Raw genomic sequence first — 14,434 nt, 5'->3', positions numbered from 1 at the left:
AGAACCGGCCTTTCGGGAATCAAGCAAGAGCGCCTGCCTTCACGCTGCTTTGATGAGGGTAAGTGCCGATTCCAGCTCCGGTTCCATGAGCTCATGGATCACCGGCCCCGAGGTCCAGATCAGGAAGGTGCGGATCTGCCGGCCCGGATAGATCTCCGCGAGCAGCCTCCGGTAGAGGGCGAGCTGCGCCACGTAGGAAGGCGGCGGGGGCTGGCCGGGGTGGGGAGGGCGGGCCGTGGTCTTGAAGTCGGCGACCAGCACTTCCCCATCGACCACCGCAAGACGATCGATCTGGCCCGAGACCATGAGTTCGCCCTCTGCCGTCATCACGCGCCCGGCGATGGGGGCCTCGGCCCGCGAGCCCTGGCCGAACAGGGGCTTCAGGTCGGGATGGTCGAAAACGGCAAGGGCATTGGCCAGAATCGATTCCCGCAGGTCGCCTGCCAGACGCGGGGCGCGGGCCTTCACGTAAGATCGGGCCATGCTCTCCCGGTGCTCCGGCGACAGGGCCGGCAGGCGCTCCAGCAGGGCATGGACCAGGGTGCCGCGCAGGCGCGCCTCGGGGGCATAGGGCCCGTCGCCCGGCCGCGTCATGCGGTCGGCAGCACCCAGCGCGCTGGAGGGGCGGATCGGGGGCAGGGGCTCGGGCTCCGGCGCCACTGCGCTGGTCAGCCAGTCCGGCACGGCGATGGGATCGAGCAGCGGAACGTCCGACTCGGCGACAAGGGTGCGCGCCAGGGGCGAGCCGTCGCGCCACACGGAGATCGGGCCGTAGGGCGCCTTGTCGAGCTCCAGGCCGCCGGCCTTCGCGACCAGACCATGGCGGATCATCTCGCACCAGGCCTCCTGCGGCGACTCCTTCTTGCCGGTGAGATAAGGCGCGATCACCAGCCGGTCCTTGGCGCGGGTCATGGCCACATAGAGCAGCCGGTTGTGTTCCTCGTGACCCTTCGCGTGCAGGATCTCGCGGGCCAGCATCATGACGCCGGAATCGGAATTCTTGCCCGGCGCCCAGACGGGGATCCTGTCGCCCGACTTCGTCTGCAGCTGCAGCAGCGGCGAATCGCGGCCCAGGACCTCGCAGCCGTCGATGAGCACCACGACGGACGCTTCCAGGCCCTTGGCCCCGTGCACGGTCATCACGCGCACTTCGTTGTTCACGGAGTCGAGGTCGCGCTTGATCGTGTGTTCGGCCGATTCGAACCGGCTGAGGAAAAAGGCGAGCGACGGCGTCTCCATCATCTCCGACTGGTGCGCGAAGCACAGGAAGGCGTCGATGGCATCGCCCGCTTCGCTCCCGAGCCGCGCCACGAGCAGCGAGCGACCGCCGCGAGGCCCAAGCAGGGTGGCGAAGAAGCCGAAGGGACCGTGCATGCGGGCCAGCTCGCGCCATGCGGCGAGCGCCTCGCATCCGCGCTTGGCCTTCGCGTCGCCAGCCTCTGCATGACGTGCCAGAGCTGCGTGGAGCGATTCCTCCTCCGGGCGATCGGCCGCGATGCGGATGAGGTCGTCGTCGTTCAGGCCCACGAGCGGAGACTTCAACGCCGTTGCCAGCGTGAGGTCGTCATCCGGCAGCAGCGCCGCGCGTCCCGCCGCCACCAGATCGAGCACGGCGATGTGCTCGCCGATGTTGAGGCGGTCGGCGCCCGCCACCGGCACGCCGGCTTCTTTCAGCGCGCGGATCACCGCCTCGAAGGCTGCGCCGCGCTTGCGCACCAGCACGAGAATGTCGCCGGCCTTCCACAGGCGGCCCATCTCGTCGCCCTTGGTGGTCCAGCACTTCACGGCCTGCGCGATGCGCCGCGCCACCACCACGGGCGGGGATTGCTGCTCGGGCTCGTCGATAGGCAGAACCCAGGCCTCGGGCTCCTCTTCGTCGGCCGGCGCTTCGACGGGCCACAGCTCCACGAGGCCCGGCGCATGGGGGCGTGCGCTCTCGTGCACGGTGCCGACGGCCTTGTCCTCGAAGGACAGGCCCTTGAAGTGCCGGTCGACCGCAAACGTCGCGTCCACCGCCGAGAGCACGGCTTTACCTGAGCGGAACGACATGGTGAGCGACACGTCTTCGAAGGCGAGTTCCGCTTCACGCACCTTCTGCGACCAGCTGCGGCGGGTGGTTTCGAATTCCTGCGGGGCGGCACCCTGAAAGCCGTAGATCGACTGTTTGGGATCGCCCACCGCAAAGAGCGTGCGCACGCGACCGCCAGCCGCGCCGGCGCCGGAGGTGAAATCCTCCGTGATCCTGCGCAGGATCTCCCATTGCTCCGGGTTCGTGTCCTGCGCCTCGTCGATGAGCACATGGTCGATGCCGCGATCGAGCTTGTAGAGCACCCAGGCGGTGTCGCCGCGCGACAGCAGCGCCAGGGTCTTGTCGATGAGATCCTGGAAGTCGAGGGCGCCGAGGCGCATCTTCGCCTGCTCGACGCGGGTGTGGATCTCGGCCGCCAGCGTGAACAGCGCAACCGTACGTTCGGCCGCACGCGCGGCCTTGCGCTTGTCGATGAGCGAGCACACGCGCTCCTGCTCGCGCAGCAGCTCGTCCTTCAGGTTCTCGCTCACATCCTTGGTGAGGAAGGCCGAACCCTTGCGCGGCGTGCCGCCGTCGGTGAGAAACACCGAGAGATAGTTCTCCAGCTTCTCAGGTAGTTCCTTGGACTCGGCGGCTGCGATGAGGGACGCGGCGCGCTTCTGATCGGTCGCTTTTCCGCCAAGCAGTTCCTGTGCGATGGCAGGCCAGGTCTCCGGCTTGAGGCCGCCTTCCAGCATGGTGCGCTCGATGGATTCGAGCGTCTCGTCCGGGGCAAGCCCGAGTTCCCTGCGAAGCCGCATCGGACCTGCGGGATCGTGCAGGAACGGCTTGCATTTCAACGCCGCGTTGATTGCGGAGGAGAGCGCATCGCCCACGGCGTCGACGCTGATGACGTCGAGGGCTTCGGCCAGGGCGGCGTAGTCCTCACTTCCGCTCGCCGCATCGGCCATGACGTTGGCGGTTGCCTGCGCCAGCATCTCCTTCATCTGGCTCTCGTCGAGCACCGCAAAGCGCGCCGGCACATTGGCCTCGAAGGGCACGAGATGCAGGAGCCGCTCGCAGAAGGCGTGAATGGTGTCGATCTTCAGGCCGCCGGGCGTTTCCACCGCGCGGGCGAACAGCGTGCGCGCGAGCTTCACCTGCTTGCGGGTCGGCCTCTCGCCTTCCAGCTCCGTCAGCTCCGCGACGAGGCTGTCCTCGTCGAGCGTCACCCAGCGCCCGAGACGCTCGAAGACGCGGATCGCCATGTTGGCGGCAGCCGCCTTGGTGAAGGTGAGGCACAGGATTCGGCCCGGCAGCGAACCGCTGAGCAGCAGGCGCACCACGCGATCGGTCAGCACCTTGGTTTTGCCCGCGCCCGCATTGGCCGACACCCAGGCGGAAGCGCGCGGGTTCGCGGCGCGGCGCTGCGCATCCTTGGTGTATTGCGGGATGACGAGATCGGTGCTCATTCGAAGCCCTCTCCGCCGCCTGCGCTGGCGAGCGACCATTCCTTCACCCGCGCCAGATGGTCGTATTCCGAGAAGCGCCGCGCATATTTGGGGAAGGGACGCGAGAGATAGGCGGCTTCGCCCTTGGCGTAGCGCGCGATCATGCCCTCGAAGCGGAGGCGATGTTCTTCCACGATCTCCGCGACGGAGCGCGTTTCCTTAGCCGTCGGTCCGATCTCGCGCGGCTTGATCGGCTCGCGCCCGCCGGTGGTGTGGATGTAGATGAGGTCCGGCGTTTCCTTGGCTTTCGGCAAGCCCTTGAAGGCGCCCTTCATCAGCATCATGGCCTCCAGGGTCAGCTGCGGCGAGAAGCCGGCATAGACTTCCCGGATGCCGGGCGGCTGGCCTGTCTTGAAGTCGATGATGGCAAAGCCGCCGTCGCGGCGATGCTCGATGCGGTCGGCGCGGGCGCGCAAGTTGAACACCGAGCCGTCCGGCAACGGGATCGACAGGGAGCCCGAACGCTCCGCATAGACATCGACAAGCGCGGGACGGCGTGCCTGCTCCCATACGACGAATTCGGTGGCGAGTCGCGTGAAGCGGGGCCACCACTCGGCGTAGAGTTCGGGATAGGCTTCCGCGATGTCGGCAAAGGCATCCGTGCCGAGGGTGAGCAGTTCTTCCAGTGCGTGAGCGGGAATCGTTTTCGGATATCGTTCCGTGAAGGTCCCGATCACGTCGTGGATGATCGTGCCGCGATCCGCCGCGCTCGGGCTGACCGCGAGCGCGTCGAGGGCATCGAGCTTGAGGATGTGGCGCGCGAAGATCGAATAGGGGTCGCGCACCAGCGTCTCGATCTCCGTGACGCTTAGACTGCGCGGGAACAGCGCCGGGTCGGGCTTCGGGCGCGGACGGGCCAGGGGCGGCGCGGGCTCAGGCGTGTCGAGGGTGCGTGCGAGGCGGCGATAATACTCGCCGGCTTTCGTCATCTGCTCCCACGTGTCCTTGCCGGTGAAGGCCTTGAGCCGCTGCAGGAAGCGCGAGGGCACCATGGGCGAGCCGTCGCGCTTGTGGGCGCGGGTGATCACCACGTTATGGGTGCCGAGCGCCTGCACGAAGTCGTGCGCCGTCTGGCCGATGCGCCGCTCCGGCGGCATCAGGCCCACGCGCGAGCGCATCGGCCGGTTGAGGAACGCGTCCGTCACCGTGCGCGGCGGCCAGGTGCCCTCGTCCAGCCCGCCGAGCACCACGCGGTCGACGGACAACAGGCGTGCTTCGAGCAGCCCGAGGATCTTCAGGCGGCGATGGGTCGAGCGCGGCGAGGGGCTCAAAGAACGCTGTTTGGCGAGCGCGTTGAAGAAGGTCGGGTAATCGACGAAGCGACCGCTGAGCGGATGGCCTTCCTCGGCGCGGATGTCCGAGTGCTCCAGATCGTCGAACAGCGCCGCGAGCGCTTCCCTGGAGGTGTCCTGGTCGGGCTCCTCCGGGGCATCGTCGGGCCCGGCCCAGAGCAACTCCACCGCCCGGCGATGGTGTTCCACCAGGGCCATGAGATCGAGCCTGCCCTCGCCGTGAACGGCAGGCGTGAAGCTGTCGAAAGCCACGCCGAGTCGCTGCAGCAACTCGTCGGCAAGGTCCCAGTCGGCTTCCGTCAGGCGCTTCACCGGACGCGGTGCGCGACGATTGTTCTCCGCGCGGCGGCTGGCGAGCGCCGCGCGAATGCCTTCGATGCCGAGCGCGGGTGCGGGGCCGCGCAGCACGCCGATCTCGAGCACGCTCGCCGCGTGTTCGAGGATCTCGCGCGGGAGCCCGAGGCGCACCAGGGGATGGGCGAGCAAAGCCAGCAGCCGCACGGGGCGCAAGTCATCGGCCGCCGCTTCGGCGGCGAGCCGCGCGAGACGTCCGGCCGGCGTATCGGAGAGAGGAATGCCGGCGGAATCCTCCACGCTCAAGCCCCAGCGGGCGAGTTCCGCGGTCACGCGCGCGGCAAGAGCGCGGTCGGGCGTCACGAGGGCGGCCGTTTGCCCCGGACGAGCGATGGTCTCGCGCAACGCGATGGCGATGGACAACGCCTCTTCGCGCTCGTCCGCCGCCTCGATGATGGCGAGGCCCTGGCAGCCGCTGCGGCTCAAGGCGACACGATCTTCGTTTAAGATCAGCGCCCAACGATCCGTGGTGTCGGCTGGGCGGAGCGCCTCCGAGAGCAGATGATTGCGGGCTGTTGCTGCCTCCGGTGTGTCGCCGAGCACGGTGACGGCGGAGCGTGGAATGCGCAGGTGCTTGTCGAGCAGACGGCGGAGCGAGGCCTGCGGATGGCTGTGCACCGGGTCGGTCTCGTCATCGCCGTGTCCGCCGATGGTGGACCAGCTTTCCTCGTCGAGATCCGTGTCGAGGCCGGGCAGCACGATGGCGCCCTTGGGCAGGCGTGCGATCACGCCCATCAGGTTCGCCGTCGCCGGCACCGAACCGGTCGAGCCCGCCACGATGATCGGATGCTCCGGGCGCTCGCGGGTGAGGCGCTTCGCTTCCGCGTCCAACAGCGTGTTGCGTCGCTGCGCCGGGTCGCTTGCCTGCCGGTCGGCCAGGATCTTGGGCCAGTACTCGCTCGCGATCTGCACGAAATGACGGGTGATCTCGAAATACTTGGAATAATCCGCATCAACAGCGAGTTCGAGCGCGTGCCAGTCGATGCCTTCCGTCGTGAAGGCATCCATCAGGGTCTCGAGATCGCCCGCGAGGTTCACCGCATCGGCGGGCGAGGCCGGCACCATGAAGGGCACCTCGGGGCCGATCTGCAGCAGCGCCCGGTCCACTTCCGCCGACCAGCGCTGCACGAGCCGCGTGAGGATAAGGCGGCGCTCCAACGGCGGGATCGGCGGTTTCAGGCTCGCGGCCTCCTGCAGCGGCGTGCCCTCAAGGCCCGTCAGCTCGAATTCGGCTTCGTCGGTTTCGCCGAGCGGCACGATACGCGGCAGGAGCTGCGCCCGGCCGTCGCCCCGTTCGGCCAGCAGCGCGATCAGCGCCCGGGTGGCGCGGCGGTTGGGAACATAGATCGTGATGTCGGCCAGAGCCGCGGGATCATCAGGAAGCGGGCCGACGAGGCGGCCGTCGAACAGCGCGTCCACCAGGGTCGGCAGGAAGGCGCAACCCGGAGGGATCGAAAAGACACGCGGCAAAGTCTTTGAATCATGTATGACCTGGTCGGAAAACCGGTTCCCACTTTTCCGGGTCATACTGTTCGGCACCTCACACTCTCACGGCTTGCTGGCGGCGAGGCATCGTTCGGCCTCGGCAATGGCCTGCGGCTCTCCAACATGCAGCCACTGCCCCTCCAGGCACAAGCCGTAGAGGCGCTCCTTTGCGATGGCGCGGTCGTAGAAGGCGTTGGCGGAAAAGGCTCCGTCCGGCGTGCCGTGAACCAGTTCCGGCTTCACGATGGCGACCCCTGCATAGGCGAAAGGAGCGCTGTCGTCGGTTCCGCGACGGCGCAGACGGCCGCTCTCGTCCTGATGAAAATCGCCCCGGCCTTCGAATCCGATGCTTGTGGATAACGGCGCCACGAGCATCAGGATGTCCATCCTGTCCGGGTCCCAGGCAGCCACAAGGCGCTTGAGATTGGGTGCCTCGCCTTCGATCCAGAGCGAATCGGAATTGAAGGTGATGAAGGGTTCGTCGCCCAAAAGCGGCAGGGCCTTCTTCACGCCGCCGCCGGTTTCCAGAAGCTCGGCGCGCTCGTCGGAGATCACGATCCGGGGCGTCTCGCGGCCACGCAGATGCGCCTCCAGCATGTCGGCGAAATGGTGCACGTTCACCACCACCGTCTCGACTCCGGCCTCGTGCAGCTTATCGAGGGCGAAGTCGATCAGGCTCCGGCCCGCCACCTTCACCAGGGGCTTCGGCATGGTTGCCGTGATCTGCAGCATGCGCTTGCCCAAACCTGCAGCGAGGACGATGGCTTTACGGGGCGCATGCGGAGAGGTCTGGGGCAAAGGACTGGCTCAGGATTCGGGAGGGGCTTCGTCCGCGGGCGGAATGAGCCGCGGCAGATGGGTCTCGTACCAGCCCTTGAGCTTCCCCAGGGCCGGATGGGCGAGGTTGCGGACGAGGTAGGATTCGATCCGCGGCAGGTGCTTGAGGTAGTGCGGCTTGCCGTCCCGCCGGTCGAGGCGGGCGAAGATGCCGAGGATCTTGGTGGCGCGCTGGCCCGCCATGATGGCGTAGGCCCGGGCGAAGGCCGACACGTCGAAGCTCGGGTCGGCGGCCTTCCGGTCGCGGGCATAGAGGCCGATGAGCTTGAGTTCGAGCTCCGGCGGCACGGTCACGCGCGCATCCTGCAGGAGCGAGGCGACGTCGTAGGCCGGCGAGCCCAGCACTGCGTCCTGGAAGTCGATCATGCCGACCCGCTGCAGGCCCTCGCGCTCCGGCAGCCAGATCAGGTTCGGCGAATGATAGTCGCGCAGGGTCCAGCTCACAGGCGCGGAGAGAACCTCGCCCAGGGTCTCGGTCCACAGATTGACGAATTCCGCCCGCACCGAGCCCGAGAGCTGGGTGCCGATGATGTGCGGCACGTACCAGTCGAGCAGCAGCTCCACCTCGATCAGGAGCGCTTCGAGATCGTAGGCCGGAATCGTGTGGTCGACGCCGTCGGTGACGGGCAGCACCTGCGGCAGGGTCTGGCCATGGAGCTGTGCGAGAAGACGCGTGGCCTCCGCATAGCGATCCGGAATCGGCCCGTTCTCGTCGGTCACGGTTTCGGCGCCGAGATCCTCGATGAGAAGGAGGCCCGCCTCCAGCTCCTCGCCGTAGATGTAGGGCGCGCTGAAGCCCAGAGCCCGCAGGCCCTTGTCCATGGCCACGAACGCATGGACCGTCTCGGCGAGCTTGGCGATGGTGGTGTAGGGCTTGCCGCGCCGCACGGCGGGCCCGACGGGGCGCGGGGGCGAGATCATCAGGAGCGCGGTCGAGCCGTCGGGCTTCACGAGGCGCTCGTAGGAGCGGATCACGGAGGCGTCGGCCGTCATCGGATGGCGCTTGGCATCGCCCCAGCCGCAACGCTCCACGAGGTTGCGGTAGGCCTTCATGCGCTGCAGCCGGGATGCGAAGGCGCCGGTGCCGGTGAGCATGACGAGGCGGCCCTTGCCCTGGCCGCCGGGGGCGAAATCGAGGCGGATGTCGAGATGCTCGGATTTGAGCGCATCCTCGGCGCGCTCCGGCCACTCGACGAGGGAGATCGCGTTCTCGGTCATCTCGTCCCAGCCCAGCTCCACCAGCTCGTACCCGCCGGCCAGGCGGTAGAAATCCGCATGGACGATGGGGCTGCGCGGGCCGTCATAGACCTGCATCAGGGTGAAGGTGGGGCTTGGGACCTCGAGTTCCGGGTCGCCCGCGAGAATGCGCACGAGGGCGCGGGCAAGCGTCGTCTTGCCGGCCCCAAGGCCGCCCGAGAGGGTGACGAGGTCGCCGGCTTTCAGCTCCTCGGCCAACACGCGAGCGAAACGCTCCGTCGCCTCATGGTCGGGAAGCGTCACGATCCATGCAGCCTGCAAAATGTCCTGCTCGGGCATGAGGGCCGGTCCATTCACTATCGCTGTTCCTACTCGGCTGCGATGGGAGTTAGCGCAGATTGCGCGGATCGGCCATCGGACGGGGTCTCGTGCCGCTCGTTCGGGAAGATGCAGGTGACCGTGGTGCCCTGGCCCGGCGCGGACGAGATGTCGATACGCCCGCCGTGGAGCTCCACGAAGGAGCGCACGATCGACAGCCCAAGGCCTACGCCGCGGTGGCGGGTGCCTAATGTGTGGCTCTCGAACCGCTCGAAGACGCGGGCTTTAACCTCCGGCGGAATGCCGCGGCCCTGGTCCTTCACTTCGAAGATCACCTCACCGCCGCGCTTGCGCGCCGAGACACGGATCGTCTGGCCGGGCGAGGAGAAGCCGACTGCGTTGGAGAGCAGGTTGAACAGGATCTGGCGCACGCGCTTGCCGTCGGCGACAAACGTGCCGATGTCGTCCGGCGCGTCGATGACAAGATGCAGCGAGGACTCGGCGAGACGATCCTCAAGCCCGCGCATCGCAGCCTCGATGGTGGAGCGGATGTCGACGATCTCGGGGCTGAGCTCGAGGGAGCCCGTGTCGATGGAGGCGAGATCGAGAATGTCGTTGAGGATCGCCAGCAGCGCCGCCGAGGAGCGCATGATGTGATCGGCGTAATCGCGCTGGCGCGGGTTGAGCGCGCCCACCGTTTCGTCGCCGAGCAGCTGCGTGAAGCCGATGATGTTGGTGAGCGGCGAGCGCAGCTCGTAGGACACGTGATGCACGAATTCGTCGCGCAGGCGCGAGGCGCGCTGCAGCGCATCGTTGCGCTCGGTGAGCGCGCGCTCCACGTTCACGCTCGCGGTCACGTCGGTGAAGCTCAGCAACGTTGCGCCGTCAGGCAGGGGCTGCGCCGTGCAGTCGAGCGCCGAGCCGTCGAGCCGCTCGATGCGGCAGGACAGGCCCATGCGCATGTCGGCCAGGCCCGCCACCGCGCCGCGGATGTCGATCCACGGCTCGTCGCGCGGCGACAGGGAGCGGCAGGCCTTGATCACCGTATCGATATGCGGGTTCGCGGCCGTCATCTCGGCTGCGAGACTCCACATGTCGGCGAAGGCGCGGTTGTGCAGCTTGAGTCGGCCGTCGGAGCCGAACACGGCCACGCCTTCCTTCAAGGTGTCGAGGGTCTCGCTCTGCACGCGGGTGAGCGAATGAACCTGCGAGGCGAGCTCGAAGCGTTCGCTCACGTCGTCGAACAGATAGGTCACGCCGCCCTGCGGATTGGGATTGACGACCACGCGCAGGGTGCGGCGGTCGGGCAGGTGCCACCAGGTCTCCTGCTGCTCGACGGAGCGATAGCCCTGCAGGAAATCGGCCTTCCAGGCGCGGAAATCCGCCTGCTCGGGAAGTTTTCTGGCGGCGCGAAGGCGGTCCAGAACCTCGCTGTCGGACGGGCGCGACGCGAGAAACGCGGCGTCGAGGCCCCAGAGCCGCTGATAGGCGGAATTGCTGAAGATGAGGTTCTGCGCGCCGTCGAAGATCGCCACCGCCGTGGGCAGCTGATCGAGGGTACGCACATGAGCATCCATCTGGCGCTGCAGATCGGTGCGAACCGCCTCCAGCTCCGACACGTCGACCGCGATACCCGCGCTGCCGCCGGCCGTCGGGCGCTCGATCACGTCGAGCACGGCGCGGTGCCCGGCGACGACGGCCGTCAAACGGCCGGAATAGGTGGCGCCCGATTGGCGCTTGCGCCGCGCCTCTTCGCGGGTCGGCGCGCCGAGGAGTTCGAGGGAGCGACCGATGGCATCGTCGAGATCGCGGGCCTCGACCGAGCGCAGATAGGCCTGGTTCGCCCAGAGCAGCCGGTCGTCCGTATCGCGGATCCAGAGCGGATAGGCGACGTCGTCGAGCAGCATCGTCATGGAGCGCAGATCGCTGCGCGCGGTCGCCAGCTGTCCCTGGACCTTCAGCAGTTCGGCCCGGTCGCCGGTCACGTCGCGCAGGCGCAGGATCGCCCGGCCGCCGATGGTGCGCCCCTCCACGTCGATGAAGCGGGTGCCGGTGCAGCGCGCCGTGAGGCGGAAGGCCTGGCCCCGGAGTTTGAGCTGCTCGAGTGCGCCTTCCACGGCGGCGGCATCGGCGGGGCTCAGCCAGGTGCCGAAGGCCAGCGCCCGCTGGGCCGGGGCATTCTCGCCGATGATGGACGGATCGCCCTGGAAGCGCGGCTCGCCGTCGCGGCCGTGCCAGCTGATCAGGAGCTGGCGCTCCGAGCCCATCAGAAGAGCGGCCAAGTCGTCCGCGCCGCGCAAAGCGCTGAGCTCGTTGCGCAGGGTCCGCTCCATGCGCTCCGATCGTCTCCACTCATGACGCAGCAACAGGGACGTGATGGTCGAGGTCGCCACAAGGCCCATGAAGAGGCCGAAATAGACGGCGTTGTGCAGGTCGAAGCTGTGCAGGAACCCGAGGAGGTCGGTGGCCTTCTCGGTGAGGGGCGTCAGCAGATCGTCGGCCAGGGCCGCGTGGGAGGTGCCGGCGAGCAACATCAAGGACAGGGACGCACGGGCTGGCCCGACGAGAAGGCTTCTCCCGTCTCCGCTGCGGTCGTGTCGCTCCCCAAGCCCGGCCATGCCGTTGCTGTCCTTCCCGTGTTGGCGGCCCGGTTATCGGGCCAAGTTGGATCAATCCTCGACTGCGCCTTCCGACGCCGCAGAGGTCAACCGTCTACGCATGAACGGAACTGCCGGCGCAGGTTCGATGCCGAAGCACAGCCGGTCGATTCGTGTTCACCTTAGACTACCCCCGACTCCGCCAGGAAGAGGGTTAACACCGGCTTAAACTTCCTTTGGAGAACCTGTGCGCAATTCGTCGAACCATATTGCAATCCGGTCACACACATGCCGGTGCGACACTCTGTCGATTCGCTCACCTTCAGGCAAAGAAAAAGCCCGGCGGAGTGCCGGGCTTTCGCGGTTCGTAGACCAGGGGACGATCAGTAGCGGTAGTGATCCGGCTTGAACGGGCCCTTCTCCGACACGCCGATATAGGACGCCTGATCGGGGCGCAGCTTGGTGAGCTTCACGCCGATCTTTTCGAGATGCAGGGCGGCAACCTTCTCGTCCAGGTGCTTGGGCAGGGTGTAGACCTTGCGCTCGTACTTGCCCTGGTTGGCGAAGAGCTCGATCTGGGCGAGCGTCTGGTTCGCGAACGAGGCCGACATCACGAAGGACGGGTGACCCATGGCGTTGCCCAGGTTCACGAGGCGGCCTTCCGACAGCAGGATGATGCGGTGGCCGTCGGGGAACGTGATCTCGTCCACCTGCGGCTTCACGTTGTCCCACTTGAGGTTCTTGAGGCCAGCGACCTGGATCTCGTTGTCGAAGTGGCCGATGTTGCAGACGATCGCCCGGTCCTTCATGGCGCGCATGTGGTCGAGGGTGATCACGTCCTTGTTGCCGGTGGCGGTGACGAAGATGTCGGCGCGGGGGGCCGCGTCTTCCATCGTGGTGACCTCATAGCCTTCCATGGCGGCCTGAAGGGCGCAGATCGGGTCGACCTCCGACACCAGCACGCGGCAGCCGGCCTGGCGCAATGAGGCGGCCGAGCCCTTGCCCACGTCGCCGAAGCCCGCCACCATGGCAACCTTGCCGGCCATCATCACGTCGGTGCCGCGGCGGATGCCGTCGACGAGGGACTCACGGCAGCCGTAGAGGTTGTCGAACTTGGACTTGGTGACCGAGTCGTTGACGTTGATCGCCGGGAAGAGGAGCTTGCCCTCCTTCTCCATGATGTAGAGGCGGTGCACGCCCGTGGTGGTCTCCTCCGACACGCCCTTGATCGACTCGGCCAGACCCGCGAACCAGCCCTTCGGCTTCTCGGAGAGCAGGCGCTTGACCAACGCGAAGAACACCTCCTCCTCCTCGGAGCCCGGCTTGTCCAGGAAGGCGGTGTCGCCCTGCTCGGCGCGCAGGCCGAGATGGACCAGCATGGTGGCGTCGCCGCCATCGTCGAGGATCATGTTGGGCATGCCGCCGTCGTGCCAGTCGAACAGCTTGGCGGTGTACTCCCAGTACTCCTGCAGGGTCTCGCCCTTATAGGCGAAGACCGGGATGCCGGCAGCCGCGATGGCGGCGGCGGCGTGATCCTGGGTGGAATAGATGTTGCAGGACACCCAGCGGATGTCGGCGCCGAGAGCCTTCAGGGTCTCGATCAGCACCGCGGTCTGGATGGTCATGTGGAGCGAGCCGGCGATGCGGGCGCCCTTGAGGGGCTGCTTCGGGCCGTATTCCTCGCGGATGGCCATGAGGCCCGGCATCTCGGTCTCGGCGATCGAGATTTCCTTGCGGCCGAACTCGGCCAAGCCGATGTCTTTGACGATGTAATCCTGTGCCATGATGGCCTCTCTGTTGCACCAGTTCCAGGTGAATTGGCGCCGTCTCTACCAGAGAGCCGGGGCAGAGGCAATCAAGATATAAAGATGTCTTTATATGTTTTGCGGAGAGTTAGACCAGCACTGGTACCTCTCCCGTCATGGCCGGGCCCGTCCGGCCATCTCGATACGGAAGAACGCCGTGCTTCGACTGACCGGGATCACCGGTACAAGGCCGCTGACGACGTGGGGAGCAAGGGGTCGTGCAGGGTGCTTCGGGCTGAGGGAGCTCCTTGGAGCCTACTCGTCCTCGCCGAACCTGTTGGCGAGGAGGTCGTCGATGGCCTGCAGGCAGGCCGGCGCGTCGGCTCCCTTGGCCGTGACCGTGATCGTTGTGCCCTGGGCGGCGGCCAGCGTGAGAAGGCCCATGATGGAGCGTCCGCCCACGGTCTCGCCGCAGCGGGTGACGGTCACGTCGGCGTCGAAGCGCTCGACGGTCTGGACGAACTTGGCCGAGGCGCGGGCATGCAGGCCGCGGCGATTGATGATGGGCAGTTCACGGACCTCGGCCCCGTCAGGCACAGGAGCAGGGGGGCAATCCTCGTCGCTGAGCCGGTCCATGCTGGTTACTTTCCCGAGAGGACGCGCGAGGCGATGTTGATGTACTTGCGCCCCGCCTCCTGGGCATGGGACACCGCGTCGATCAGGGGCTCCTCGTCGCGCACGCTGGCAAGCTTGATGAGCATGGGCAGGTTGATGCCGGCCACCACCTCGACGGAGCCGCCATTCATGCAGGACAGAGCCAGGTTGGAGGGAGTGCCTCCGAACATGTCCGTCAAAACCACGACCCCCTGGCCCGAATTGACCCGGCACACAGCGTCCATGATGTCCTTGCGCCGTGTCTCCATATCGTCATCGGGGCCGATCGTGATCGTCTCAAGCTGCTCTTGAGGTCCCACCACATGCTCGAGCGCCGCTTTGAATTCGGTCGCGAGCTGCCCGTGGGTGACGAGCACCATTCCAATCATAATGTTACAGGTCCGAACGCTCCGAGAGCGGAGCCGCTATTTTGTGC

8 protein-coding genes are annotated in these 14,434 nt (G+C 67.0%); all 8 read right to left on the bottom strand.

Annotated elements, in window-relative coordinates:
- Positions 1-39 precede the first annotated feature (39 nt).
- The 8 genes from addA to MA07_RS17965 all read right to left on the bottom strand — a co-directional run bounded on the left by addA (position 40) and on the right by MA07_RS17965 (position 14,387).
- Positions 40-3,480, bottom strand: a complete 3,441-nt coding sequence (gene addA / locus MA07_RS18000) for a double-strand break repair helicase AddA (RefSeq protein ID WP_036354179.1) — start codon at positions 3,478-3,480, stop codon at positions 40-42.
- On the bottom strand, positions 3,477-6,692 hold the full coding sequence (gene addB, locus MA07_RS17995) for a double-strand break repair protein AddB (RefSeq protein WP_052003289.1): 3,216 nt from the start codon (positions 6,690-6,692) through the stop codon (positions 3,477-3,479). The genes addA and addB overlap by 4 nt, the downstream gene beginning before the upstream one ends.
- Positions 6,693-6,713: 21 nt before the next feature.
- Complete coding sequence (locus tag MA07_RS17990; RefSeq protein WP_036354172.1) at positions 6,714-7,448, bottom strand: nucleotidyltransferase family protein; 735 nt, start codon at positions 7,446-7,448, stop codon at positions 6,714-6,716.
- Between the two features lie 9 nt (positions 7,449-7,457).
- Complete coding sequence (tsaE, locus tag MA07_RS17985) at positions 7,458-9,023, bottom strand: tRNA (adenosine(37)-N6)-threonylcarbamoyltransferase complex ATPase subunit type 1 TsaE (RefSeq protein ID WP_036354169.1); 1,566 nt, start codon at positions 9,021-9,023, stop codon at positions 7,458-7,460.
- Between the two features lie 29 nt (positions 9,024-9,052).
- A complete protein-coding gene (locus tag MA07_RS17980) occupies positions 9,053-11,620 on the bottom strand; it encodes a PAS domain-containing sensor histidine kinase (RefSeq protein WP_052003288.1) in 2,568 nt (855 codons plus the stop codon).
- A gap of 362 nt (positions 11,621-11,982) precedes the next feature.
- Positions 11,983-13,383, bottom strand: a complete 1,401-nt coding sequence (ahcY, locus tag MA07_RS17975) for an adenosylhomocysteinase (RefSeq protein ID WP_036354166.1) — start codon at positions 13,381-13,383, stop codon at positions 11,983-11,985.
- A 276-nt stretch (positions 13,384-13,659) separates the two neighbouring features.
- On the bottom strand, positions 13,660-13,980 hold the full coding sequence (locus MA07_RS17970; protein ID WP_036354162.1) for an HPr family phosphocarrier protein: 321 nt from the start codon (positions 13,978-13,980) through the stop codon (positions 13,660-13,662).
- A gap of 5 nt (positions 13,981-13,985) precedes the next feature.
- Positions 13,986-14,387 carry a PTS sugar transporter subunit IIA gene (locus MA07_RS17965; protein ID WP_036354159.1) on the bottom strand — a complete coding sequence of 134 codons (402 nt, stop codon included), beginning with the start codon at positions 14,385-14,387 and terminating at the stop codon, positions 13,986-13,988.
- Between the last annotated feature and the right edge of the window lie 47 nt (positions 14,388-14,434).

Origin of the sequence: Microvirga sp. BSC39 (assembly GCF_000739015.1) — a bacterium.
GTDB lineage: Bacteria > Pseudomonadota > Alphaproteobacteria > Rhizobiales > Beijerinckiaceae > Microvirga.
The sequence above is the reverse complement of the archived record's forward strand: the minus strand, read 5'-3'. Positions and strand labels throughout refer to the sequence as shown.

What these genes read in the sequence shown, in the direction of transcription:
- addA (WP_036354179.1), bottom strand. Translation starts at nt 3,480, where the DNA reads ATGAGCACCGATCTCGTCATCCCGCAATACACCAAGGATGCGCAGCGC.
- addB (WP_052003289.1), bottom strand. Translation starts at nt 6,692, where the DNA reads ATGACCCGGAAAAGTGGGAACCGGTTTTCCGACCAGGTCATACATGAT.
- tsaE (WP_036354169.1), bottom strand. Translation starts at nt 9,023, where the DNA reads ATGCCCGAGCAGGACATTTTGCAGGCTGCATGGATCGTGACGCTTCCC.
- MA07_RS17980 (WP_052003288.1), bottom strand. Translation starts at nt 11,620, where the DNA reads ATGGCCGGGCTTGGGGAGCGACACGACCGCAGCGGAGACGGGAGAAGC.
- ahcY (WP_036354166.1), bottom strand. Translation starts at nt 13,383, where the DNA reads ATGGCACAGGATTACATCGTCAAAGACATCGGCTTGGCCGAGTTCGGC.
- MA07_RS17970 (WP_036354162.1), bottom strand. Translation starts at nt 13,980, where the DNA reads ATGGACCGGCTCAGCGACGAGGATTGCCCCCCTGCTCCTGTGCCTGAC.
- MA07_RS17965 (WP_036354159.1), bottom strand. Translation starts at nt 14,387, where the DNA reads ATGATTGGAATGGTGCTCGTCACCCACGGGCAGCTCGCGACCGAATTC.